The sequence below is a fragment of the Salarchaeum japonicum genome (assembly GCF_020614395.1).
GTDB classification, from domain to species: Archaea; Halobacteriota; Halobacteria; order Halobacteriales; family Halobacteriaceae; genus Salarchaeum; species Salarchaeum japonicum.
The window spans coordinates 135,944-159,307 of the sequence record NZ_CP085324.1 but is presented as its reverse complement, the minus strand read 5'-3'; the positions used below and the strand labels follow the sequence as shown (position 1 = coordinate 159,307).

Here is a 23,364-nt window from a genome sequence, read left to right as displayed (position 1 = left end):
GTGGATTGGGCGGACGCGGGTTAAGCGTCGTGGGTCAGCGCAACTAGTGCCGGCGAGCGGGCAGCCCCGTGCTTTACCTCGCCCCCTGTCGTACCCCGAGGCATGTCAGACGCGGCGTTCGACGACCTGGAGGGAGCCGCGAACCTCGACCCCGAGAACCCCTACATCACGAACCCGAAGACGGCGTTCGAGGACGCGGACTCCCTCAGCGAGGGGGAGGCGGAAACGCAGGTCGCGCGCCTCCGGGAGGCCGTGCGGTTCCACGACTACCGGTACTACGTGCTGAACGACCCCGTCATCTCCGACCGCGCGTACGACCGGTTGTTCGAGCGCCTGCAGGAACTCGAAGACGCGTTCGACCTCCGGGCCGAGGACTCGCCCACGCGACGCGTCGGCGGCGAACCCGTCGAGGAACTCGGCACCGTCGAGCACGTCGCGCCGATGCTGTCGATCGATTCGAGCGGCGACGAATCGGACGTGCGGGAGTTCGACGAGCGCGTGCGGCGGAACGTCGACGGCGACGTGGACTACGTCTGCGAGCCGAAATTCGACGGCCTCTCGATCGAAATCGTCTACGAGGACGGCCGGTACGTTCGCGCCGCGACCCGGGGCGACGGCCAGACGGGAGAGGACGTGACGGAGAACGTCCGCACCATCGAGAGCGTTCCCTCCCGCCTCCGCGGCGACCACCCCGGCTTCCTCGCCGTCCGCGGGGAGGTGTACATGCCGCGCGAGGCGTTCCAGGAGCACAACCGGGAGCGCGTCGAAGCGGGCGAGGAGCCGTTCGCGAACCCGCGGAACGCCGCCGCGGGCACGCTCCGCCAGCTCGATCCGTCCGTGACCGCCGACCGGCCGCTCGACTGCTTCTTCTACGACATCCTCGCCGCCGGCGAGCGCGAGGAGGACGTGGCGGACGCGACGGCGTCCCGGGGCGCGCTCGGCGCGGAGGGCCTCGACACGCACTGGAGCGAACACGAGCAGTTCCCCGACTGGGGGCTCAAGGTGAACGACCGCACCCGCCTCGTCGAGGACATCGAGGACGCCATCGCGTACCGGAACGAACTGCAGGACGCACGCGAGGACCTGGACTACGAGATAGACGGCGTCGTCTACAAGGTGAACTCGCGCGCGCAGTGCGCCGACCTCGGGACGACGAGCCGACACTACCGCTGGGCGTACGCGTACAAGTTCCCCGCGCGCTCCGAGACGACGCGCATCACGGACATCGTCGTGCAGGTGGGGCGGACGGGCCGTCTGACGCCCGTGGCGTTGCTCGAACCCGTGGACGTGGCCGGGGTGACCGTGTCGCGCGCGAGCCTCCACAACCAGGACGAAATCGCGGCGATGGACGTGAACGTCGGGGACGACGTCCGGGTCGAGCGCGCGGGCGAAGTCATCCCGTACGTGGACGAAGTCGTGGAGAAGCACGCTACGGGCCACTTCGAGATGCCCGACGAGTGCCCGGTCTGCGGGAGCGAGACCGAGCGCCGCGGGCCGCTACACTACTGCACGGGCGGGCTCGCGTGTCCCGCGCAGTTGAAGCGTTCCGTCGAGTACTTCGCGAGCGACGACGGCCTCGACATCGAAGGACTCGGCACGGAAGCCGCCGAGCAGTTCGTCGAGGAAGGGCTCGTGGACAGCGTCGCCGACCTCTACGAGCTCACCGTGGACGACATCGCGGAACTGGACGGGTGGGGGGAGACGAGCGCGCGGAAGCTCGTGGACGAACTGGCGGACTCCCGAGACCCGTCGCTCGCCGAGTTCCTCGCCGCCATCGGCATCCCCGAGGTCGGGCCGACGGTCGCGCGCGACCTCGCGCGGCACTTCGGCGGCCTCGACGCGGTGCTCGACGCGAGCGAGGACGACCTCCGTGAGGTGGACGGCGTCGGAGAGACCGTCGCGGGCGAGATTCGGGAGTTCTTCGAGAACGAGCGGAACCGCGACGTCATCGAGCGCCTGCGCGACCGCGGCGTCACGCCGCACGTCGAATCCGAGGAGACGGGGAGCGAACTGGATGGACTCACGGTCGTGTTCACGGGGTCGGTCGAGGACTGGACGCGGGACGAACTCGAAGCGCTCGTCGAGGAACACGGCGGGAACGCAACGGGAAGCGTCTCCTCGAACACGGACTACCTCGTCGTCGGCGACAACCCCGGAACGACGAAGCGCGAGGACGCAGACACAGAGGGCGTTCCCGTGCTCTCGCCCGAGGAGTTCTTCGAACTGCTCGACGACCGCGGTATCGAGGTCTAGCGGCGGTCGCGTGTCCCGCGAGTGTAGGCGACGGCGGCGACAGCGGCCAGGGCGGTGAGCGCGACGCCGAGCGCGAGCAGGGGGTGGTCGCGGCTCCGGGCGACGAGAAGCCGCCACGCCGGCCGCGCGACGCCGAGTGCTTTCGCCGCGGTGACGAGGACGAGGAGCGTGGGCGTGAGGTACTTCACGAGCGCGAGGAACGGCCCGAGGTCGGCGCGGACGGCGGGCAGGTCGGCGCGCCACGCGAAGACGGCGGCGACGAGAATCGCGGAGACCGGGAGCGCGTACGTCCCGACGGACTCGTCCACGAGGTCGAGAACCGGCGTGCCGGCGACCGCGAAGTCGAGCGGGCTGTAGCTGAGCGCGGACGGAACGCCGAGCAGGAAGACGCCCGCGGTGAGCGCGACCGTCGCGGTGCGGCGGTCGAGGCGCGTGCTGTTCGTCGCGGCGGCGACGCCGACTTCGAGGAGGGAGACGGCGGAGGAGAGCGCGGCGAAGAACAGCAGGCCGAAGAACGCGACGGCGACGACGCGCCCGAACGGCATCGCGGCGAACGCCGTCGGGAGCGTCGTGAACGCGAGTTCCGTGCCGAGCGTTGGCTGGAGGCCGAAGCTGAACACGATGGGGAAGATGACGAGGCCCGCGACGACAGCGGCCGCGATGTCGGCGACGGTGATGAGGAGCGCCGACCGCCGGAGGTCGGTTCCCTCGTCCACGTAGCTCCCGTACGTGAGCATGATTCCCTGGCCGACGGAGAGCGAGAAGAACACCTGGCCGAACGCGGCGCTCCAGAGTGCGGGGTCGCCGAGGACGGAGAGGTCTGGCGTGAAGAGGAAGCTCGCGGCCTCGTTCCAGCCGGAGAGCGTGACGGCGTAGACGGCGAGCGCGACGAGGACGAAGAAGACGACCGGCATCACCACCGTCGCCATGCGTTCGATGCCGCCGCGGACGCCGAGGGACACGATGCCGCCGGTGAGCGCGGTGGCGAGCACGAAGTACGCGACCGGCTGCCAGCCGCTCGTGAACGCCGCGAACGCCGTGCCGGAGCCGGCGGTCCACGAGACGGCGAACCCGAGTACCCAGCCGGTGAGGACGAGGTAGTAACTCAGAACGAGGAGGACGCCCGCGACAACGAGCCAGCCGAACGCGGCGTACCGGCGTTTCACGGACGCGAACGCGGACACCACGTCGGTGCGGAGTGCGCGCCCAACGGAGAGTTCGAGGACGAGCAGGGGGACGGCGCAGACGAACGCGGCGAGCAGGTAGGGAACGAGGTACGCGCCGCCGCCGTTCGTGCCGACGACCGCGGAGAACCGCCAGATGTTCCCGAGGCCGACCGCGGCACCGACCGTCGCGAGCAGGAATCCGAGCCTGGAAGACCAGCGTTCCGTCGCCATACCGGGCGTGCGACGTGAGCCGTCAAGTAGGTGTGCGTTCACGGCGGTGCGTCGGCGTTCGCGGGCGAGCGCACCGCCGGGGTTTCGCGCTCTCGCCCGCGCTTCTCTCAGAGCACGCCGCACGCTGGCCCCGGCATCCTACTTCAACATGTGGAGCGGTCGCGGTTTGTTGTGCGGCACGGTCGTACCGGACGCGACTGCGAAGCGGTCGCGCTTTTTCGCGTCAGGTGTTTCGAGACGAGCCGCTCAGCGCCTCGCCTGCAAAAAGGTGGGTGGGAAAGGACAATTCTTTATGCTCGGCAGGTGTAGCGTCGGGCACTATGGGTAAGAAGTCGAAGTCCAAGAAGAAGCGGCTGGCGAAGCTGGAGCGCCAGAACAGCCGGGTTCCGGCGTGGGTTATCATGAAGACGGATCGTGACGTGCAGCGAAACCCGAAGCGCCGGAACTGGCGGCGTAGCGACACTGACGAATAATGAGCGCGAGTGATTTCGAGGAGCGGATCGTGACCGTTCCCCTCCGTGACGTGCTCGCGGAGCCGAAGCACGAGCGTGCGGGGAAGGCGATGACGCTCATCCGCGAACACCTCGCGAAGCACTTCAGCGTGGACGAGGACGCGGTGCGTCTCGATCCCTCCATCAACGAGGTCGCGTGGGCGCGCGGTCAGAAGAAGCCGCCGAGCAAGGTTCGTGTTCGCGCTGCTCGCTTCACGGAGGAGGGCGAGCCCGTCGTGGAAGCGGAGTACGCGGACGAGTAAGTCGTGTTCCGTACGTCGTTCGCGGGGTCCCCGTACGTCGGTGTGTTCGCGCGGGCGACCGACGACTGTGTGGTGGTGCGGCCTGACGTCGAGGACGACGTGGCCGCGTCGCTCGAAGACGAGTTGGAGGCACCAGTAGTTCGGACGACCGTCGGCGGGTCGTCGACGGTCGGGTCGCTGGTCGCCGGGAACAGCAACGGCCTCGTGTTGAGCGGTCGCGCTCGCGACCGTGAGCGCGAGCGTCTCGAAGCGGAGACAGACCTCGCGGTCGGCGCGCTCCCGGGGCGCGTGAACGCCGCGGGGAACGTCGTGTTGGCGAACGACGACGGCGCGTACGTCCATCCCGACCTCTCGGCCGACGCCGTCGATATCGTCGCGGACACGCTCGGCGTGCCGGTGGAGCGCGGGACGCTGGGCGGCGTGGACACCGTCGGGACGGCGGGCGTCGCGAACGACCGCGGCGTGCTCTGCCACCCGAAATCGACCGACGAGGAACTGGACGCCGTGGAGGACGCGCTCTCCGTCCCCGCGGACATCGGCACTATCAACTACGGCGCGCCGCTCGTCGGTTCCGGTCTGGTCGCGAACTCGAACGGCTACGTCGTCGGCGAGGACACGACGGGGCCGGAGCTCGGCCGTATCGAGGACGCGCTCGGCTACATCGACTGATTTTTCGCGCGGCCGACCGGGTGCGCGCCGGTGGACGCTTCGAGGGCGCACGCGCCGGTGTCGTGTGAGGGCTTGGAAAGATACTTCCCGCTCGCGGCCCGCTCTACTGGTATCATGAGTCTTGGAGGCGGTGGTGGCGGTCGACAGCAGCTTCAGGCGCTCTCACAGGAAATCGAAGCCATCGAGGAGGAGATCGAGGAGCTTCGCGCGGACGTCGAGTCCCTCGAAGCGGAGAAGACGGAGATAGACGAGGCCATCGAGGCGCTCGACCTGCTCGAAACGGGTTCGACGGTGCAGGTGCCGCTCGGCGGCGACGCGTACGTTCGCGCGGAAGTCGAGGACATCGACGAGGTCGTCGTCGGTCTCGGCGGCGGGTACGCGGCCGAGCAGGAGGAAGCGGACGCCGTGGAGACGCTGGAGTCGAAGAAGGAGACGGTGGACGACCGCATCGACGACGTGCAGGAGGAGATCGCCGAGCTGGAGTCCGAGAGCCAGCAGCTCGAACAGCAGGCCCAGCAGGCCCAGCAGCAGATGATGCAGCAGCAGATGCAGGGCATGCAGGAGCAGGGCGAGGACGAATAGGGAATGTTCGACGGGCTGAAGGAGAAACTCGGCCGGTTCAAGTCGGACGCGGAGGAGTCCGTGGAGGAGGCCGCGGAGGAAGCGGACGCCGAACAGGCGGACGCGGAAGCCGACGCTGAATCCGCGGTCGCGGAATCGGAATCCGCGGACGTCGCCGAGTCGGAACCGGAGTCGGACGCGGTCGCGGAGGCGGAAACCGAGACCGCGGACGCCGAACCCGCCGAGCCGTCCGAGGACGAGTCCGAGCCCGACGAGGAGGACGAGTCGTCGTCCGCGGGGTTGGCGTCGCGCGCGAAGTCGTTCGCGCGCGGTCGGGTCGTTATCGACGAGGACGACCTGGAGGAGCCGCTTCGAGAGCTCGAACTCGCGCTCCTGTCGGGCGACGTGGAGATGAGCGTCGTGGACGAGATATTGGAGGCGATTCGGGACGACCTCGTGGGCGAGGAGCGGAAGTTCACCGAGTCCACGGGTTCCATCGTCGAGGACGCCCTGGAGGACGCGTTGCTGTCCGTGATTTCGGTGGGGCAGTTCGACTTCCTCGAACGCATCGCGGAGTCCGAGAAGCCGGTCGTCGTCATCTTCACGGGCGTGAACGGCGTGGGGAAGACGACGAGCATCGCGAAGCTCTCCGAGTACCTCGCCGACCACGGCTTCTCGTCCGTGTTGGCGAACGGCGACACCTACCGGGCGGGCGCGAACGAGCAGATTCGGGAGCACGCGCGGAACCTCGACCGGAAGCTCATCGCGCACGAGCAGGGCGGCGACCCCGCGGCCGTCATCTACGACGCAGTGGAGTACGCGGAGGCGAACGACGTGGACGTGGTGCTCGGGGATACGGCCGGCCGCCTGCACACGTCCGACGACCTGATGAGTCAACTGGAGAAGATAGAGCGCGTCGTCGACCCCGACATGACCGTGTTCGTGGACGAGGCGGTGGCGGGGCAGGACGCGGTGAACCGCGCGCGCGAGTTCGATAACGCCGCCGAAATCGACGGCACGATTCTGACGAAAGCCGACGCCGATTCGCAGGGCGGCGCGGCCATCTCGGTGTCGCACGTCACCGGAAAGCCCATCCTCTTCCTCGGGACGGGCCAGGGGTACGACGACCTCGAACGCTTCGACCCCGAAGCGTTGGTCGCGGACTTAGTCGAGGACTGACGCGTCTTCTTCCGTTTCGGCGGCGACGACGGTGAGCGACAGCCGTCTGCCGTTCCGGTCGTACGCGCGCACGTCGTCCGGGTTCCACGGCGGCACGCCGACGAGGAGGCGGGCGTGGAGGTCGTCCGTCGTCGATACCGAGGGGTCGCCCTTCGGGTGGGAGAGGAAGCGCGCGTCCGTCTTCCCCGAGGGCGTGGTGAGATCCATGCCGAACACGCGGTTGATGGAGTCGCCGGCGTCAGGGAAGTAGAAGTCGCTGAGGACGCGGGTGTCGTCGGGGATGCTGGCGAGCGCGACGCCCGCGTCCTCGGTGGTGGGTTGGAGGTCGCGGGCGGGCGTGGCGGCGAGCGATACGTCGATAGGGCGGGGGTCGGCGTCCGCGGCGAGGTCGCAGAGCACGGAGAGGAGCGCGCGCGTGGCGTGAAGCGTCTCGGTCACACCCACGGTAGGCGGGCCGCCGGGGAAAGGCCGTCGCACGCCAATTCTTATCACGGTCGCGGGGGACGGCGGCGTATGGAGCGCGTGACATCGGAGAGCCTGGAGTGGTCGGAGAGCGGCGGAAGTGGCGGGATTCGGCGGAAACACCTGGGAGAAGAGGGGGACGGCGACGACATCGGGTGTAGTCTGTACGAGCTTCCACCGGGGGAGGCGTCGTGGCCCTACCACTACCACACGGCGAACGAGGAGGCGCTGTACGTCCTTGACGGAACGGGAACGCTCCGCGCGGACGGCGGCGAACACGACCTGTCCGCCGGGGACTACGTCTCCCTTCCTGCGGACGAGTCGGGCGGCCACCGCGTCGTCAACGACTCCGCGGAACCGCTCCGATATCTCGCGGTGTCCACGATGAACGAACCGGACGTGACGGTGTACCCGGACGCGGGACGGTTCGGGGTGTTCGTCGGGTCGCCGCCCGGCGGTCGCGGGGAGCGCACGCTCCACGGGTACTACCGCATCGAGGACGACGTTCCGTACCCGGAGTAGGTGAAACGGGCAGAAAAAGCCTTTAACGGACGCGGCGACTACTCGTATTCAAATGGTACTCGACGACCTGGGGAGTTCCCTGCGGGGCACTCTCGATAAACTGCGCGGGCAGTCCCGCATCTCCGAGGAGGACGTGGACGAGGTCGTCAAGGAGATTCAGCGCTCCTTGCTGCAGGCGGACGTGGACGTCAGCCTCGTGATGGATCTCTCCGACTCCATCAAGGAGCGGGCGTTGGAGGAGGAACCGCCGGGCGGCACGACGGCGCGCGACCACGTGCTCCGCATCGTCTACGAGGAACTCGTCGGACTCGTCGGCGATTCGACGAACCTCCCGCTGGAGGAACAAACCATCATGCTCGCGGGCCTCCAGGGGTCGGGGAAAACGACCTCGGCGGCGAAGATGGCGTGGTGGTTCTCGAAGAAAGGCCTCCGTCCCGCGGTCATCCAGACGGACACGTTCCGGCCGGGCGCGTACGACCAGGCGAAGCAGATGACGGAGCGCGCCGAAGTGGATTTCTACGGCGACCCGGACGAGGACGACCCCGTGAAAATCGCGCGCGACGGCCTCGAAGCCACGTCCGACGCGGACGTGCAGATCGTGGACACGGCGGGCCGGCACGCGCTGGAGGACGACCTCATCGACGAAATCGAGGACATCGAGGCCGAAGTCCAGCCCGACCGGTCGCTGCTCGTGCTCGACGCGGCCATCGGGCAGGGCGCGAAAGACCAGGCGCGGCAGTTCGAGGACTCCGTGGGTATCGACGGCGTCGTCATCTCGAAACTGGACGGGACGGCGAAGGGTGGCGGCGCGCTCACCGCCGTGAACGAGACCGGTTCCACCATCGCGTTCCTCGGAACCGGGGAGACCGTGCAGGACATCGAGCGCTTCGAGCCGGACGGCTTCATCTCCCGCCTCCTCGGGATGGGCGACCTGAAGCAGCTCACCGAGCGCGTGGAGCGCGCGATGGAGGAGACCGGCGACGAGGAGGAGGACTGGGACCCCGAGGACATGCTGAAGGGCGAGTTCACGCTGAAGGACATGCGTCAGCAGATGAACGCCCTGAACAACATGGGACCGCTGTCGCAGGTGATGGACATGATTCCCGGGATGGGCGGCGGGATGATGGATCAGCTCCCGGACGACGCGATGGACGTGACCCAAGACCGGATGCGGCAGTTCGAGGTCGTGATGGACTCCATGACCGAGGAGGAGTTGGAGAACCCGCGGAGCGTCGGCGCGAGCCAGATTCGCCGCGTCGCGAAGGGCGCGGGCGTGTCTGAGGAGACGGTGCGGGAACTCCTCGAACAGCACAAGATGATGGCGCGCACGATGAAGCAGTTCCAGGGGATGGGGGACGGCGACATGCAGCGCATGATGAAGAAGATGGGCGGCGGTGGCGGCGGCGGTGGCATGGGCGGCATGGGGCCGTTCGGGTAAGTGACGGTTCGGGAGACGCTCGCGGACCTGGACGCGCTCGTTCTCGCCGCGGGTATCTGGTTCCTCGCGAAGTTCCTCCGGTACGCGTTCCCGCCGCTGTTCCCGGCGTTCAGCGCGGAGTACGGCGTGAGCAACGCGGCGCTCGGGCTGGCGTTCACGGCGATGATGCTGGTGTACGCGGGTCTCCAGTTCCCGTCGGGCGCGCTCGCCGACCGCCTCGGCCGCGTTCCCGTCATCGCCGCAGGTGCGGTCGTGGCGGCGGCGGGCGCGCTCGCGCTCTCCGTGGACGTTCCCTACCTCGTGCTCGTCGCGGCGATGGTGCTGGTGGGCGCGGGGACGGGCGTCCACAAGACTGTCGCCGTGGGGTTGCTCTCCGCGACCTATCCCTCGCGGACGGGCCGGTCGCTCGGCGTATTGGACACGTTCGGCGCGTTCGGCGGCGTCGTCGCGCCCGCCGCGGTGCTCGTGCTCGCGGAGCACGCGGGCTGGCACGCCGTCTTCCTCCCCGCGGGACTGCTCGGCCTCGCGCTCGCCGCCGTGTTCGTCGCGCGCGTCGACGACCCCGAGCAGAGTGCGTCGGATTCGGGCGGCGGCGCGGGCGTTCGCGCGTACCTCGGGCTGTTCCGGGACGCGCGGTTCAGCGCGTTCGTCCTCGTCACCGTCGGGTTCTCGTTCGCGTACAACGGCGTCGTCGCGTTCCTCCCGCTCTACCTCACGGACGCCGCGAGCGTGGACGGCGGCGTCGCCAGCCTGCTCTACTCGGGGTTGTTCCTCGTGAGCCTCGTGCAGCCGGTGACGGGCGAACTCGCCGACCGCTTCAGTCGGATTCGCGTCGTCGCGGGCACGCTCGCGCTCGCGGCCGTCGGCCTCGCCGCCCTGCTCCTGACGAGCGCGCCGCTCGTCGTCGTTGCCGCGGGCGTCGTCGCGTTCGGCCTCGGGAGCCACGGCTTCCGGCCCGTCCGGGGCGCGTACCTCCTCGACCTCGTCCCGGACTCGATGGCGGGCGGCGGCCTCGGCGTCGTCCGCACCATCCTGATGGGGGCCGGCGCGCTCGCGCCCGCGGTCGTCGGCGTCGTCTCCGAGAGCGTGTCGTACGTCGCCGCGTTCGCGCTCCTCCTCGCCTCGCTCGCGGTCGCGGCGGCCGTCGCGGTCGCGCTCGCCGTCTCGGAGTGACCGCAGCCCGGTTTTTTAACCGTTCCCGCACACCCCACTGTACATGAGCATCCGGGCGGTCGCGCGCGAGGCGTACGAGGAAGCGCTCGGCGTGCTCGCGCTCTCCGCGCTCGGCGGCCTGTTCTCCGGCGTCGTGCTCGGCGGGATGGAGCGCGAACTCACCGTCGTCCCCGGCCTCCTCGTGCTCGTCCCCGCCCTGCTCGCCACCCGGGGAAACGTGTACGGGTCGCTCGGCGCGCGCCTCGCCACCGGCCTCCACCAGGGGCTCGTCGAACCCGACCTCTCGCTCGCGGACGACCGGGTGCGCGCCGCGATCGCGGCCGCGATGGCGAACGGCGTCGCCGTCTCCGCGGTCGCCGCCGTCCTCGGGTATCTCGTTCTGCTCGGCCTCGGCCGCCCCGTCGCCCCGCTCTCCGCCCTGCTCGTCGTCGCGCTCGTCGCCGGCGTGCTGTCCGGAATCGGCCTCACCGTGGTCGTCGTCGCCGCCGTCTTCCTCGGGTACCGTCGCGGGATGAACCCGGACACGCTCGCCGGCCCCGTCGTCACGACCACGGGCGACGTCATCGGCATCGCCACCATGCTCGCCGGCGCGCGCCTCGCAATCGCGCTCGGGGTGACCTAGATGCCCGAGGACTGGACTGTCGCGGGTATCGTCCGCGCGACCTTCCCCCTGCTCGTCGGCCTGACGCTCGTCGAACTCGCGAGCGGCCTCGTCCTCGACACCGGCCAAGAAGTGTTGACGACGTACCCGAGCCTCCTCACCTTGGTTCCCGTAACCATCGGGATGGCGGGAAACCTCGGGAGCGTGCTCGCCAGCCGGCTCTCCACCGCGCTCCACCTCGGCACGCTCTCCTTCGACTCCCGGGACGACGAACTCGCCGGGAACGCCGTCGCCACCGTCGCGCTCGCGCTCACGCTCTTCCCGCTCGTCGGCGCGGGCGCGTGGGCCGTCCAGTTCGCGCTCGGCGGCCTCGTCCTCCCGCTCGCGACCGTCCTGCTCGTCGCCACCGCGAGCGGCGTCGTCCTCGCCGTTGTCGCCGTTCTCGTGGCCGCCGCCGCGACCTACGCCGCCTACCGGTTCCGCCTCGACCCCGACGACGTGGTGATTCCCGTCGTCACGAACGTCTGCGACGTGCTCGGCGTCGTCGTTCTGCTCGCCGCCGTCGAACTGTTCGTCTGAAGCGGACTGCCTTTCTCCCCCGAGTTCCTATTCCAGCGTGTGTCACTCGCGGGTCTCCTCGGCGACGTGCTCCCCCGGGTCGCGTCCATCGCGGTCTTCATCTCGATAGGGCTGTTCGCGGCGAACCTCCTCGTCGCGTTCGGCCTCGTGGAGCGCGTGGCGGGTCTCGCGCGCTACCTGACGGGGCCGGCGAACCTCCCGGACGCGGTCGGGACGGCGATTCTCGCGACGGCGGCGAGTCCGACCGCGGGCTACGGGATGCTCGCGGAGTTCCGCGAGGAGGGATTGAGCGACGCCGCGACCCTCGTCGCGGTGACGATAAACACGTTCTTCGGGTTCGTCCAGCACATCTTCACGTTCTACCTCCCGGTGCTGATTCCGATTCTCGGCCTCGAAGTCGGCGTCATGTACGTCGGGGCGCGCGCCGCCATCAGCCTCGCGATCACGCTCACGGGAATCCTCGCGGGGATGGTCTTGCTCTCGTCGCCGGAGTCGCTGTCCGCGACGCCGAGCGGCCCCGACACCGCGGACGCGACGCGGCGCGAGAAACTGGCGGAGGCGGGCGAGCGCACGGCGTCGAAACTGAAAACCATCGTTCCGCGTCTCGCCCTCGTCTACGTCGCGGTGGCGTGGTTGACGACGAACGACTTCGCGAACGCCCGCCTGCTCGCGGACTCGTTCACGGGCGCGACGGGGACGGCGATTCCGGACGTACCGGCGCGATCCCTGCTCGACGCGGTGGGACTGCCGGCGGCGGCCGTGCCCGTGGTGGCGGTGTTCGCGGTGGACACGACGAGCGGCGCGGCGACCATCGCCCCCATGCTCGACGGGACGTTCACGCCGCGGCAGGCGGTGGCGACGATGCTCATCGGCGGTATCGTCTCCTTCGCGTTCTCCACGTTCAAGCGCTCCATCCCCTTCCAGTACGGCGTCTGGGGGCCGAGCTTCGGGTCGAAAGTCGTCGCGCTCAACACCGTCCTCAAAGTCGTCTTCATCGGCGCGACGCTCGTCCTCCTGCTCGCCTAGTCCTCGACCGGCTTGCCGTCCCGGGTTTCGGGCGCGAGGTGCGCGACGAACGCGTCCACGCTCGGCTCCTCGACCTCGACCTCGACGTGGATGTCGCCGAGTTCCGCGGGGTTCCCGACGGAGAAGTTCACGACGCCCTGGACGGCCGCCTGCTTCTTCAGGTCGAACGAGAACCCCTCGTCCGTACGGTTTCGCTGGAATTCGGAGCGCGCGGTGTCGAGGATTTCCTGCTCGTAGAGGCGCTCGCGGAACGCGTCGAAGTCGTGGGTCGTCCCGCGAACCGCGTCGTCGGTGACGGTGAGGTCGGCGGTCGGGAAGAGTTCGCGAATCGCGTCCGCGACGCGCTCCGGAACCTCCGTCGGCTGTACGGGCGCGTCGATGGTGGCGGTGACGGCGTACATCACGCGAGCAACTCCTCGATTTCCTCCTGGAACGACTCCAGGCTTCCCGTGTTCTCGACGGTCACGTCCGCGCGCTCGATGGCGTCGTCCATCCCGAACCCGAGTTCGCGTTCGTCGCGCTCCCGGAGCGACTCGGCCTCGGCGTTGTCGCGCCCGCGTGTCGTGATGCGTTCGTTCCGCAGCTCGAAGGGCGCGTACACGTTCACGAGCAGGAAGTCGTCGCCGAACGCGTCCTCGAACGCTTCGACCTCGGTGCCGGAGCGGATGCCGTCCACGAGCACGGTGTCGTTCTCGTCGAGCGCGTCCCGAATCATCGGGAGCGAGCGGTCGGCGATGGCGGCGGGGCCGCCCTCCTCGCGGAGCGCCTGCGCGACCTCGCCGTGGTGGGTGGCGGGGTCGAGGCCGCGGTCGCGGCAGGCCTGCCGGATGACGTCTCCCATCGTCACGACGGGCACGCCGAGCGTCTCCGCGACGGCCGCGGCCTCGCTCTTCCCGCTTCCGGGGAGGCCGACGATACCGATGACAGTCATGAGAGGAGGTAGCCGCGTCCCCCCTAAAAACACACCCCTTCGGGGAGTACGGCTTAGTGGGTCGCCGGAGAAGACGGGCGTATGCGAACCGTGGTCGCGCTCGGCGGGAACGCGCTCGTGTCCGGCGGCGAAGGCGGCGTCGCGGAGATGCGAGACCACCTCGCGCGGGTCGCGCCGCAACTCGGGACGCTCGCGGAGCGCGGTCACGACCTCGTCGTCACGCACGGGAACGGCCCGCAGGTCGGCGGTCTCCTGCGGGAGCAGGCGGCCGCGGACACGGCGGAGCGCCCGCTGGACGTGCTGGTCGCGGAGACGCAGGCGCAGATAGGGACGCTCGTCGTGCGCGCGCTCGACGCCGAACTCGACGCGCAGGCCGTCTCGGTGGTGACGCACGCGGTCGTCGATTCCGACGACGACGCATTCTCCGACCCCGCGAAGCCCGTCGGCCCCTACCTCGACGCGGACACGGCCCGGAACGCCGACTACTCCACGCGGGAAGTGGAGACCGAGCGCGGAACCGTCCACCGCCGAGTCGTTCCGAGTCCGAAACCGCGCGGCCTCCTCGAATCGGAACACGTCGCACGGCTCGCGGACGCCGGCACGCCCGTCGTCTGCGGCGGCGGTGGAGGCGTTCCGGTCGCCCGTGACGACGGCAACGAGTCCCTGCGGGGCGTGGAAGCGGTGGTGGACAAAGACTACACAGCGGAACTGCTCGCCCGCGAAACCGACGCCGATACGCTCCTGCTGGTGACGGACGTGCCCTGCGCGTACCGGAACTACAACACGCCCGACCAGGAGCCGATTCGGGACGCGAGTGTAGGCCGGATGCGCGACTTGCTCGACGCGGGCGAGTTCGAAGCCGGGAGCATGCGGCCGAAAGTGGACGCCTGCCTCGACTTCCTCGACGCGGACGGCGAGCGCGCCATCATCACGACCATCGACGACGCCGCGGCGGCCGTCGAGGGCGACGCGGGCACCCGGATTTCGTAACCCAACGGCTTTTGCCCGCCAGCGCGTACGAAGCCCGAGGGCACGTAGCTCAGCTCGGATAGAGCGTCTGGCTTCTAACCAGAAGCGCGAGGGTTCAAATCCCCCCGTGCCCGTGCAGCGAGAACGGCGTGTCGAGCGAACCGGACGAGAGATTCTGCACCCAGCGAGACGCGTCCAGCGTCTCGCGTCGGTTCAAATCCCCCCGTGCCCGTCGCTGTCGGTTTTCGAGCGCGGTAGAACGAGAGAGCTCGTGTCGTCCCGGAGAGGACGGAATTCGCGGGTGCGGCCCGCGGGTGCCCGGTGGTGTGCGTCCGCCTGCTGGCGGCGTTACGTCATGAGTTCGGCGACTTCGTCGAAGTCGCTGCGGCAGAACGGACAGCGATAGTTGGTCTCGAACCCCGTGGTTTGTGCGACGGTGCGCGTTTCGAGTTCGTGCATCGCGATGCCGCGTTCGCACTCCGGGCAGTCGAGCTGGGGCATACTGTGACACACACCTGCCAAACACTTAAAACGTGGTATGGAAGTCCGTACCACACCCGCGGCGTGGGGGAGTTCGACAGCCCGCGGCCACAAGGGATTCACACGAAGCCGGGGCGAGCGTTCAAGTAGGAAGGCGCGGCCAGCGGGCGGCGTGACGTAACTACGGTCGGTCGGGGGACGAGGCGGGAGCGCGGCACACCCCGGCCAGAGAATCGCCGCCTGTCAGCCCCAAACGACGGAGAAACGTCGGTTAGTCGTCGAACCCGTCCTCGAATCGGAAGGTGCCGTCACGCTGGACGACTTCGCCGTCCACTTCGATGACTGAGTCCTCGCTCATGTCCACGATCATGTCCACGTGCGTCGCGGACTCGTTGGGTTCGCGGTCGTCGGGCACGCAGGCGTCGTACGCCATGCCGACGGCGAGGTGGACGGTGTCGCCCATCTTCTCGTCGAACAGCATGTTGTACGTGAACCGGTCGATGTCTCGGTTCATCCCGATGCCCAGCTCCCCGAGGTACCGCGCTCCCTCGTCCGTCTCCAGGACGCCCGTGAGCACGTCCCGGTTCTTCGCGGCGTCGTGCTGGACGACGCGGCCGTCCTCGAATTCGAGGTAGGCGTCCTCTATCTCCTGACTCTGGTGGTAGAGCGGGAGGTCGAATCGAACGGTTCCCTCGACGCTATCCGGGACGGGCGCGGTGAACACCTCGCCGCCCGGGAGGTTGTGCTCGCCGTGGTCGTTCAGCGTCTTCATCCCGGCGACGCTCATCGTGAGGTCGGTCTCGTCGCCCGAGCGGATGCGCACCTCCTCCGCCGGGTCGAGAATCTCCACCATCTGCTCCTGGTGGCGGCGCTGGGCGTCCCAGTCCTTGTTGACGGCGTTCCACACGAACTCCTCGTACTCGGCGGTACTCATGCCCGCGAGCTGTGCGTCCGCGGGCGTCGGGTACTGCGTGAGACACCACTTCGTGGAGAGCAGTTCGGTGCGCGCTGGCTGGATGGCGCGCTGGTACGCGGCGTTCTGTTCGTCCCCCACGTCCGCGCGCTCCGCGACGTTGTCGTGGCCGCGGATGCGGATGGTAGCGTCCGTCTCCGCGAAGAGCGCCTGGAGGTGGTCGGGGTTCTCGAACTCCTCGGCCTCCCGGAGGTAGGCGCGCGCGGCGCTGTCCGCGCCGAGGATTGTGTCTCCGCCGTACAGCATGACGGGCGTCGCGCCTGCCTCAGCGAGGCGCTCGTAGACGGCGACGGCGAGGTCTTCCGCCACCGGCGGCGCGGTGACGGCGACCCGGTCGCCGGGTTCGATGCTGGTGGAGTGCGAGACGATGACGTCTGCGTGGTCGCGGACGCGGGGGTCCATACCGGAGAGTCGCGTCCGCGGCGAAAACCGCTTTCGGAGTGCCGGAACCGCGAGCGTTTTCCTGCTCGGCGGGCGAGTCGGGGGTATGCTCGACTTCCGGAGCGACACCGTCACGCGGCCGACCGAGGAGATGCGGGAGGCCGCGCGGACGGCGGCCGTCGGCGACGACGTCTACCGCGAGGATCCGTCCGTGAACGAACTCGAAGCCGAGGCGGCGGCGCGCGTTGGGATGGAGGCCGCGATGTTCGTGCCGTCGGGGACGATGGGGAACCAGATCGCGGCGCGCGTCCACACCGAGCGCGGCCAGGAGGCGCTCGTGGAGGAGACGAGTCACGTCTACAAGTACGAACTCGGCGGGTTCGCCCAGCACTCGGAACTCCAGGTGCGGACGTTCGACGGCGGTGAGAACGGCGCGCCCACGCCCGAGCAGGTCGAGGCGGGCTACGTGGCGGAGGAACTCCACCGACCGGGCACGGGATTGCTCTGTCTCGAAAACACGCACAACGTGAAGGGCGGGGTCGCCGTCCCGCCGGACACCGTCGGCGCGGCGGCGGACGCGGCGCGCGACCACGGCGTCCCCGTCCACCTCGACGGCGCGCGGTTGTTCAACGCCGCCGTCTCCCTGGGCGTGCCCGCGAGCGACATCACCGAGCACGTCGATTCCGTGATGTTCTGCCTCTCGAAGGGGTTGGGCGCGCCCGTCGGGTCGATTCTCGCGGGCGACGCGTCGTTCATCGAGAACGCGCGCCGCGTCCGCAAACTGTTCGGCGGCGGGATGCGGCAGGCCGGTATGGTCGCCGCGCCCGGGCTTGTCGCGCTGGAGAACGTCTCGCGGCTCTCGGACGACCACGAGAACGCGACGGCGCTCGCGGCCGGCCTCGACGACATCGATGGGCTCCGCGCGCCCGCACCGGACACGAACATCGTCCTCGTTCACACCGAGAACGCCGGTCTCACCGCGGGCGCGCTCATCGAGCGGTGCGAGCGCGAGGACGTGTTGGCGTCCGAGTTCGGCGAGCACACCGTGCGTTTCTGCACGCACCAGGACGTGGATGCGGCGGACGTGGAGCGCGCTATCGAGGTCGTCGCGGGCGCGGTCTAGTTCTTCCCGTCCTGGAACCCGTCCCGGAACCCGGAGACGGTTCGCGTGAGGAAGCGGTAGACGTAGAGGACGAACGCGACGAAGATACCTGCAATCGCGTAGAAGACGGGGTCGCCTGGGAGCACACGTGAGGAGTGCCCGTAGTCGCGTATAGGGTTTTCGCCGAGTAACGCTAAAGCCGTCGGACGCGCAAGAGGGGGTATGTCCCTTCTGCCCTCCCAGAAGCCGGACGCGCCGGACGGCGACCCGCGCGTCATCGGCGTGGACTCAGAGGACGCCGACCGCGTGCTGTCCGCGCTCTCCGCCGGCACCGCTCGCACGATGCTCACCACATTGCACGAGGAGCCCGCGACGGCGTCCGAGCTCGCGGACGAAGTGGATACGAGCCTCCAGAACGCCCAGTACCACCTCGGGAAACTCCGGGACGCCGACCTCGTGGAGGTCGCGGGCACCTCCTACTCGGAGAAGGGCCGCGAGATGAACGTGTACGCGCCGACGGACGCGCCGCTCGTGTTGTTCGCTGGCGACGAGAACACGGGGAGTACGGTGCGGTCGATGCTCGGCGCGCTCCTCGGCGCGGTCGCCGTGCTCGGCGTCGCGTCGTTGCTCGTCCAGTACCTCGCGGAGCGCGTGTTCGCGCCGAGCGGCGGGGTCTCCACCGCGAGCGTCGAGACGGCGTCGAACGCGGCCTGGGGCGTGCCGCCGGGCGTGCTGTTCTTCCTCGGCGGCCTCCTCGTGCTCGCGCTCGCCGCGGGCTACCGGTACTGGAGATGACTCAAACGGCCGTTTGAGTCTTCACGAACTACTTGACGTACCGGGTGGTAGGAGCGGGTACAGGCCGCCTCCCCCCGTGGCCTGCCCGCGTCCTCGCGACGCACCCGCTACGTTCGGCCCTCCACCCCGAACGCCTCGACGACCGTTCCGTCCTGCCGTTTGATTTTCCCGCGTAGCCCGTCGTCCGTCGGTTCGAGTTCCGCGTGCGTCACCGGGTGGCCGCGCGGTTCGGCGTGCGTCCCGGGGTTCAGCAGCACCACGTCGCCCGCGTCCGCGACTCGGGGGCGGTGAGTGTGGCCCGAAATCACGAGGTCTGCGCCGCGTTGCCGGCCGAACATCGCGAGACCGGTGTCGCCGCCGCGTTCCGTGTGCGTCATCGCGACCCGCACCCCGGCGAGTTCGACGGTGCGGGCGTCCGGGAGGCGGTCGCGGACGGCCGGCGTGTCCGCGTTCCCGTGGACGGCGTGGAGGCGGTCGGCGGCGTCGTGGAACGCGTCGAGCGCCGCCTCGGTGGTGAAGTCGCCCGCGTGCAGCACGACCTCAGCGGCTTCGACGGCGTCCCGGGTTCGGCCGGCGAGTTCGTGGCCCGTCTCGCTGTGGGTGTCGGAGACGACGGCTATCATGTCGGCGGCACCGCGACGGCGAGCAGGTAGAGCGCGGCCCCGGTGGCGGTCGCGCCGACGAGGGACTGGACGTGAATCCGGACTGCCTTCCGGCGGTCGGCGCGCCGCGCGGCGTCGTCGGTCACGTCGCGGCGGTCGTTCCCGTCCGCGCTCACGTCGTAGATGCCGGCGGTCGCGAACCCGGCGCAGAACCGCTGTGCGCCCTGGAGAACGCCCTCGAACCCCGCAAGCAGGGGGACGAGTGTGGCGAGCGTCCAGACGGCGGGGAGCGAGAGCGCGTACACCGCGACGAACGCCGCGGCGGCGACGGCGAACCCCGCGACGCCGAACGCGTACCGCTTGCGTTGCTCGCCCCCGCCGATGTTGCACGCCCCTGGCTGGTACTCGGTCATACGCGGGGGGAGGGCGGCGACCACCGAAACGGTTCCGGAGGCCGCTTTTTTCACGTCCCGGATCGAACCCCTCTGTAATGGCGTCAAGCAAGTCTGTCGTTCTCGCGGCGTTGTTCGCGAACGCCGCCATCGCCGTCCTGAAGTTCGTCGGGTTCACCCTGACGGGGAGTCCGGCGATGCTCTCCGAGACGTACCACTCGCTCTCCGACACCGGGAACCAGGTGTTCCTCCTCATCGGCCTGCGGTACGGCGGCCGGGAGCGCACCCGCGCCCACCCGTTCGGGTACGGGAAGGCGCAGTTCTTCTACGCGTTCCTCGTGAGCGTCCTCCTGTTCGGCATCGCGGGCTGGGAGAGCTTCAACCACGGGTATCACGCGCTCACCAGCCACTCGTCCGCGGCGCTCTCCGGCACGGTCACCCTGTTCTCGCAGACGTTCCCGGCGGTCTGGGTGAACTACGGCGTCCTCCTCGGCGGCATCGCGTTCGAGTCGTACGCGCTCCGACAGGCCATCTTGGGGATGCGCGCGGACATCCGCCGGCACGACTGGAGCGGGTTCGGGGAGGCGTTCCGGAAGACCTCGAACGTCACGACGCTCACCGCGTTCACGGAAGACCTCATCGCCGTCGCCGGTCTCGTGTTCGCGCTCGTCGGCGTGTTCCTCACGGACTTCACGGGGAACCCGGTCTACGACGCGGCGGCCGCGCTCCTCATCGGCGTGCTCCTGATGGGGTTCGCGGTCGCGCTCGCCTGGGAGAACAAACGCCTCCTGCTCGGCGAAAGCCTCCAGAAGGAAGAGGAGGACGAGCTCCGCGCCATCGTCGCGGACTGGGCGGGCGTCGAGGAGGTCGTGGACTTCCGCACCGTCTTCTTCGGCCCGAACCAGGTCTTGGTGACGGCGGACGTGTCGTTCGACTCCTCGTGGGACACCGAGCGCATCGACGACGCCATCACCGCGATCGAGGACGACCTGCAGGCCGCGAACACGGACGTGAAGAAGGTCTACATCGAACCCGAGGTGTAGGCGAACCCCGAGTTTAAGCCGTTTGGCGGCGAATACGTTCTCAACGTGGCTTCGAGCAACGCGGACTACCTCCGGTTCTTCCCGAAACCGTCGCCGTACGACAATCAGTCGGAGGCGATGGCGCGGATTCGGGAGTCCCTGGAGGACGGGCGGAACGTCCTGTTCGAGGGGGCGTGCGGGACGGGGAAGACGCTGGCGTCGCTCGCGCCGGCGCTGTCGTACGCGCGCGAGACGGACAAGACGGTCGTGATTACGACGAACGTCCACCAGCAGATGCGGCAGTTCGTCCGGGAGGCCCGGGAGATTCACGCGGAGGAACCCATCCGGGGTATCGTGTTCAAGGGGAAGGGCGAGATGTGCCACATCGACGTGGGGTACGAGGAGTGCCAGGTGCTCCGGGACAACACCCACGAGGTCGTCGAGGCCGAGCGCGACCGGGAGCAGTTGGCGGAGCGACAGCGGGAGTTGCTGGACGCGGCGAACGACGGCGAGTCGGGGGCGGCGGACGCCCGGCAGGCCGTGATGGACGAACTCGAATCCGTCGAGGCGGAACTCGAAGACCTCCGGGAGAAGAACACCTGCGAGCACTACTACGAGAACCTCACCGCCGATACGGACGATTTCTACGCGTGGCTGTACGACGACGTGCGGACGCCCGAGGACATCTACGAGTACGCGGCGATGGAGGGGTTGTGTGGCTACGAACTCCTCAAAGACGGCATCGAGGGCGTAGACCTCGCGGTGTGTAACTACCACCACCTGCTCGACCCGGGCATCAGGGCGCAGTTCTTCCGCTGGCTCGGCCGCGACCCCGAGGACGTGGTGGTGGTGTTCGACGAGGCGCACAACGTCGAGGGCGCGGCGCGCGACCACGCCTCGGAGACGCTGACGGAGAACACGCTGGACGAAGCGGTCTCCGAACTCGAAGACGCGGACGACGTGCGGGCGGACGCGGCGCTGAACGTCGTGGAGGCGTTCCGGGACGCGCTCGTCGAGACGTACGAGGACTCCTTCGGGTACGGGGACGCAGAGCGCGTCGGGGAGAACTGGGAGGACGTGCCGGTGGCGAACGAGGACAAGCGCGACGACCTCACGCTCGCGTTCCTGGAGCACTACGAGGGCCGCGGCATCAGCAAGGACGTGGACGACGCGTTCGCGCTCGGCGAGCACTTGGACGAGCAGTACGAGGACGCGTACCGGAACGGGGACGCGACGACCCGCGAGGACTGTCAGACCCTCCAGTGCGCGCGGTTCGTGGACGCCTACCTCACGAAGGGCACGGAGCTCGGCCAGTACCCCACGGTCTCCGTGCGCCGGGATTCGGGGACGGGAACCGTCTACGGGCGCGCGGAACTCTACACCTGCATTCCGCGGGACGTGACCACCGAACTGTTCGAGGACGTGCACGCGAGCGTGCTGATGAGCGCGACGCTCCGGCCGTTCGACGTGACCGCGGACGTGCTCGGACTGGACGACCCGGAGACGATGGCGTACGGCCTCCAGTTCCCCGAAGAGCGGAGACGGACGTTCGCCGTGGACACGGAGCCGTTGTTTTCGAGTAACCGCGAAGACCCCGCCGTCCAGCGGGAGTACGCGGACGCGATCCGGGATTTCGTGGAGTATTCGGCGGGGAACACCCTCCTGTTCTTCCCGAGTTACGCCGAGGCGGAGCGCTACCACGACCTGCTCGCGGACGCGGACGCCGAACGCTACCTGGACGAACCGGGCGTGAGCGCCGAGGAGTTACGCGAGGCGTTCGTCGCGGACGACGGCGCGGTACTGTTCACGAGCCTCTGGGGGACGCTCGCGGAGGGCGTGTCGTTCGACGGCGACGACGCGCGCTCCGTCGGCGTGGTCGGCGTGCCCTACCCCCACCTGGACGAGCGCGCGCAGGCCGTGCAGGACGCGTACGGGGAGGCGTTCAAGGACACGGGCCGCCAGCGCCGCGGCGAAGACCCGGGCTGGCGGTACGCCGTGGAGATTCCGACGGTGCGCAAGACCCGGCAGGCGCTCGGGCGCGTGATTCGGTCGCCCGACGACTTCGGGGTGCGCGCGCTCTTCGACCGCCGGTACACCAAGGCGTCGCGAACCGAGATGCGGAAGTACAGCGTGAACAACGCGTTCCCGCCGGAGGAGCGCTCGGAACTCATCGACATCGGCCCGGAGAAACTGAAGTTCGCGACCCTGAACTTCTACGGCGACATGGACGCCTGGGACGGCAGTCCGCCGACGCCCTAGGCGGGGAGCGAGAGCGTGCTGATGCGCTCGTGGTGGGTGGCGTCCCTGAATTCGAGTTCCGTCACGGTCCACGTCACAGGGTCGAAGTCGGCGGCGAGCACGTCGTCGAGCGCGGACTGCGCGCGGAAGCCGGAGAGGTCGCGGGCGAGCGTGACGTGCGGCGCGTAGTCGTCGCCCTCCATCCCCGGCACGGGGTCGAAGGCGTCGCAGAGCAATCCGTGAACCTCGCGGAGGCCGGGGCTCTCGACGGCGAGGTAGACGACGGGGCTCGTGCCGCTCGGCGGGTGCTCGAAGACGCCGACATCGCTGATTCGGCACTCGAAGCTCGGCGCGCCGCGGAGGGCGTCGCGGGCGCGGCGCTCGTTCTCGCGGTACTCGCGGCGGTTCTCGGCGGGGAGGCGTTTCGCGACGAGCGAGCGCGTGCGGCGCTCACGGACGCGGTCGAACGGCGTGAGGAGCGGGCGGAACCCCTCGACCACGTCGTGAACCGCGTCGGGGACGGGGACGTTCACGCTGTACACGCGAAGAGGAAGGGAGTGCGGGGGTTTGCGTTCGTCGGCTCAGATGCGGTCGAGGAGCCAGAGGACGATGATGGCGGCGATGAGCAGGCCGACGATGGGGCCGGCGATGGCCGCGAGCGTGCCGACGACTTCGCCGACGATTTCGATGGCGAGCCAGACGACGACGAGGACGAGCACGAGTTTGAGGAGGTCTTCGACCTCCAGTTCAGCGCGGTCGAGCATACCCCGGGGTTCGCGGGCGGCCACCATAACGTATGTGGCGCGCGGACGGATGACGAAACCCATTAATACGAGGACGGATGTAGACTGGGGTACGATGACGA

General features: G+C 69.1%; 28 protein-coding genes and 1 tRNA gene. 18 read left to right on the top strand and 11 right to left on the bottom strand.

Going from position 1 to position 23,364, the window contains the following annotated elements:
- The first annotated feature begins 102 nt into the window (after positions 1 to 102).
- Positions 103 to 2,253 (top strand): NAD-dependent DNA ligase LigA, encoded by a 2,151-nt coding sequence (ligA, locus tag LI334_RS00845; RefSeq protein WP_227261276.1) that lies wholly within the window; start codon positions 103 to 105, stop codon positions 2,251 to 2,253.
- On the opposite strand, the gene LI334_RS00840 is transcribed toward ligA, so the two are convergent.
- Complete coding sequence (locus LI334_RS00840) at positions 2,250 to 3,650, bottom strand: sodium-dependent transporter (RefSeq protein ID WP_227261275.1); 1,401 nt, start codon at positions 3,648 to 3,650, stop codon at positions 2,250 to 2,252. The two genes, ligA and LI334_RS00840, sit on opposite strands and share 4 nt — an antisense overlap.
- 320 nt (positions 3,651 to 3,970) lie before the next feature.
- Here LI334_RS00840 and LI334_RS00835 point away from each other — a divergent pair, with 320 nt between their 5' ends.
- The 5 genes from LI334_RS00835 (at position 3,971) to ftsY (ending at position 6,813) form a co-directional block, all read left to right on the top strand.
- Complete coding sequence (locus LI334_RS00835) at positions 3,971 to 4,123, top strand: 50S ribosomal protein L39e (RefSeq protein ID WP_145845054.1); 153 nt, start codon at positions 3,971 to 3,973, stop codon at positions 4,121 to 4,123.
- Entirely contained in the window at positions 4,123 to 4,404 is a 282-nt protein-coding gene (locus LI334_RS00830) for a 50S ribosomal protein L31e (RefSeq protein WP_145845049.1), read from the top strand. The genes LI334_RS00835 and LI334_RS00830 overlap by 1 nt, the downstream gene beginning before the upstream one ends.
- A 3-nt stretch (positions 4,405 to 4,407) precedes the next feature.
- The gene (locus LI334_RS00825; RefSeq protein WP_227261274.1) at positions 4,408 to 5,073 is read left to right on the top strand and encodes a translation initiation factor IF-6; all 666 of its coding nucleotides are present in this window, start codon (positions 4,408 to 4,410) and stop codon (positions 5,071 to 5,073) included.
- A 114-nt stretch (positions 5,074 to 5,187) separates the two neighbouring features.
- A complete protein-coding gene (pfdA, locus tag LI334_RS00820) occupies positions 5,188 to 5,655 on the top strand; it encodes a prefoldin subunit alpha (RefSeq protein ID WP_227261273.1) in 468 nt (155 codons plus the stop codon).
- A 3-nt stretch (positions 5,656 to 5,658) separates the two neighbouring features.
- Positions 5,659 to 6,813 carry a signal recognition particle-docking protein FtsY gene (gene ftsY, locus LI334_RS00815; protein WP_227261272.1) on the top strand — a complete coding sequence of 385 codons (1,155 nt, stop codon included), beginning with the start codon at positions 5,659 to 5,661 and terminating at the stop codon, positions 6,811 to 6,813.
- Here ftsY and LI334_RS00810 read toward each other — a convergent pair.
- Positions 6,799 to 7,251: a hypothetical protein gene (locus tag LI334_RS00810; RefSeq protein WP_227261271.1), complete on the bottom strand. Its 453-nt coding sequence runs from the start codon at positions 7,249 to 7,251 to the stop codon at positions 6,799 to 6,801. The two genes, ftsY and LI334_RS00810, sit on opposite strands and share 15 nt — an antisense overlap.
- A 75-nt stretch (positions 7,252 to 7,326) precedes the next feature.
- Between LI334_RS00810 and LI334_RS00805 the strand changes: the two genes are divergently transcribed.
- From LI334_RS00805 to LI334_RS00780, 6 genes are read left to right on the top strand one after another with little or no spacing between them, the layout of a single operon-like run.
- Positions 7,327 to 7,797, top strand: a complete 471-nt coding sequence (locus tag LI334_RS00805; protein ID WP_227261270.1) for a cupin domain-containing protein — start codon at positions 7,327 to 7,329, stop codon at positions 7,795 to 7,797.
- Positions 7,798 to 7,849: 52 nt separating this feature from the next.
- Positions 7,850 to 9,235: a signal recognition particle protein Srp54 gene (locus LI334_RS00800; protein WP_227261269.1), complete on the top strand. Its 1,386-nt coding sequence runs from the start codon at positions 7,850 to 7,852 to the stop codon at positions 9,233 to 9,235.
- Complete coding sequence (locus LI334_RS00795) at positions 9,236 to 10,408, top strand: MFS transporter (protein ID WP_227261268.1); 1,173 nt, start codon at positions 9,236 to 9,238, stop codon at positions 10,406 to 10,408. It begins immediately after the preceding gene.
- Positions 10,409 to 10,451: 43 nt separating this feature from the next.
- Complete coding sequence (locus LI334_RS00790; RefSeq protein ID WP_227261267.1) at positions 10,452 to 11,030, top strand: magnesium transporter; 579 nt, start codon at positions 10,452 to 10,454, stop codon at positions 11,028 to 11,030.
- Positions 11,031 to 11,588: a magnesium transporter gene (locus LI334_RS00785; RefSeq protein WP_227261266.1), complete on the top strand. Its 558-nt coding sequence runs from the start codon at positions 11,031 to 11,033 to the stop codon at positions 11,586 to 11,588.
- A 39-nt stretch (positions 11,589 to 11,627) separates the two neighbouring features.
- Entirely contained in the window at positions 11,628 to 12,614 is a 987-nt protein-coding gene (locus LI334_RS00780) for a hypothetical protein (protein ID WP_227261265.1), read from the top strand.
- Here LI334_RS00780 and LI334_RS00775 read toward each other — a convergent pair.
- The gene (locus tag LI334_RS00775) at positions 12,611 to 13,018 is read right to left on the bottom strand and encodes an RNA-binding domain-containing protein (protein ID WP_343750017.1); all 408 of its coding nucleotides are present in this window, start codon (positions 13,016 to 13,018) and stop codon (positions 12,611 to 12,613) included. The two genes, LI334_RS00780 and LI334_RS00775, sit on opposite strands and share 4 nt — an antisense overlap.
- Positions 13,015 to 13,545: an AAA family ATPase gene (locus LI334_RS00770; RefSeq protein ID WP_227261263.1), complete on the bottom strand. Its 531-nt coding sequence runs from the start codon at positions 13,543 to 13,545 to the stop codon at positions 13,015 to 13,017. Before LI334_RS00770 ends, LI334_RS00775 begins: the two co-directional genes overlap by 4 nt.
- Before the next feature lie 81 nt (positions 13,546 to 13,626).
- Here LI334_RS00770 and LI334_RS00765 point away from each other — a divergent pair, with 81 nt between their 5' ends.
- A complete protein-coding gene (locus tag LI334_RS00765) occupies positions 13,627 to 14,535 on the top strand; it encodes an amino acid kinase family protein (RefSeq protein WP_227261262.1) in 909 nt (302 codons plus the stop codon).
- 38 nt (positions 14,536 to 14,573) lie between these two features.
- A tRNA-Arg gene (locus LI334_RS00760) sits at positions 14,574 to 14,648 on the top strand.
- A 214-nt stretch (positions 14,649 to 14,862) separates the two neighbouring features.
- Here LI334_RS00760 and LI334_RS00755 read toward each other — a convergent pair.
- Together LI334_RS00755 and LI334_RS00750 are read right to left on the bottom strand one after the other, a co-directional pair.
- On the bottom strand, positions 14,863 to 15,015 hold the full coding sequence (locus LI334_RS00755) for a hypothetical protein (protein WP_227261261.1): 153 nt from the start codon (positions 15,013 to 15,015) through the stop codon (positions 14,863 to 14,865).
- A gap of 250 nt (positions 15,016 to 15,265) precedes the next feature.
- The gene (locus tag LI334_RS00750) at positions 15,266 to 16,369 is read right to left on the bottom strand and encodes an aminopeptidase (protein WP_227261260.1); all 1,104 of its coding nucleotides are present in this window, start codon (positions 16,367 to 16,369) and stop codon (positions 15,266 to 15,268) included.
- Between the two features lie 85 nt (positions 16,370 to 16,454).
- On the opposite strand from LI334_RS00750, the gene LI334_RS00745 reads away from it, so the two are divergent.
- Complete coding sequence (locus LI334_RS00745) at positions 16,455 to 17,471, top strand: threonine aldolase family protein (protein ID WP_227261259.1); 1,017 nt, start codon at positions 16,455 to 16,457, stop codon at positions 17,469 to 17,471.
- On the opposite strand, the gene LI334_RS13035 is transcribed toward LI334_RS00745, so the two are convergent.
- Complete coding sequence (locus LI334_RS13035; protein ID WP_264476814.1) at positions 17,468 to 17,596, bottom strand: DUF7859 family protein; 129 nt, start codon at positions 17,594 to 17,596, stop codon at positions 17,468 to 17,470. The genes LI334_RS00745 and LI334_RS13035 overlap by 4 nt on opposite strands.
- A 76-nt stretch (positions 17,597 to 17,672) precedes the next feature.
- Here LI334_RS13035 and LI334_RS00740 point away from each other — a divergent pair, with 76 nt between their 5' ends.
- Positions 17,673 to 18,245 carry an ArsR/SmtB family transcription factor gene (locus LI334_RS00740; RefSeq protein ID WP_227261258.1) on the top strand — a complete coding sequence of 191 codons (573 nt, stop codon included), beginning with the start codon at positions 17,673 to 17,675 and terminating at the stop codon, positions 18,243 to 18,245.
- Positions 18,246 to 18,352: 107 nt separating this feature from the next.
- Here the strand turns inward: LI334_RS00740 and LI334_RS00735 are convergent, their stop codons facing one another.
- Both LI334_RS00735 and LI334_RS00730 read right to left on the bottom strand, forming a co-directional pair.
- Positions 18,353 to 18,868, bottom strand: coding sequence for a metallophosphoesterase (locus tag LI334_RS00735; RefSeq protein ID WP_227261257.1), 516 nt, complete (start codon positions 18,866 to 18,868; stop codon positions 18,353 to 18,355).
- A complete protein-coding gene (locus LI334_RS00730; protein ID WP_227261256.1) occupies positions 18,865 to 19,260 on the bottom strand; it encodes a hypothetical protein in 396 nt (131 codons plus the stop codon). Before LI334_RS00730 ends, LI334_RS00735 begins: the two co-directional genes overlap by 4 nt.
- A 77-nt stretch (positions 19,261 to 19,337) precedes the next feature.
- On the opposite strand from LI334_RS00730, the gene LI334_RS00725 reads away from it, so the two are divergent.
- Together LI334_RS00725 and LI334_RS00720 are read left to right on the top strand one after the other, a co-directional pair.
- Positions 19,338 to 20,282 carry a cation diffusion facilitator family transporter gene (locus LI334_RS00725; protein ID WP_227261255.1) on the top strand — a complete coding sequence of 315 codons (945 nt, stop codon included), beginning with the start codon at positions 19,338 to 19,340 and terminating at the stop codon, positions 20,280 to 20,282.
- A gap of 45 nt (positions 20,283 to 20,327) precedes the next feature.
- The gene (locus LI334_RS00720; RefSeq protein ID WP_227261254.1) at positions 20,328 to 22,520 is read left to right on the top strand and encodes an ATP-dependent DNA helicase; all 2,193 of its coding nucleotides are present in this window, start codon (positions 20,328 to 20,330) and stop codon (positions 22,518 to 22,520) included.
- Here LI334_RS00720 and LI334_RS00715 read toward each other — a convergent pair.
- Complete coding sequence (locus LI334_RS00715) at positions 22,517 to 23,041, bottom strand: 2'-5' RNA ligase family protein (RefSeq protein WP_343750018.1); 525 nt, start codon at positions 23,039 to 23,041, stop codon at positions 22,517 to 22,519. The genes LI334_RS00720 and LI334_RS00715 overlap by 4 nt on opposite strands.
- A gap of 39 nt (positions 23,042 to 23,080) precedes the next feature.
- On the bottom strand, positions 23,081 to 23,263 hold the full coding sequence (locus LI334_RS00710; protein WP_227261252.1) for a DUF7554 family protein: 183 nt from the start codon (positions 23,261 to 23,263) through the stop codon (positions 23,081 to 23,083).
- Between the last annotated feature and the right edge of the window lie 101 nt (positions 23,264 to 23,364).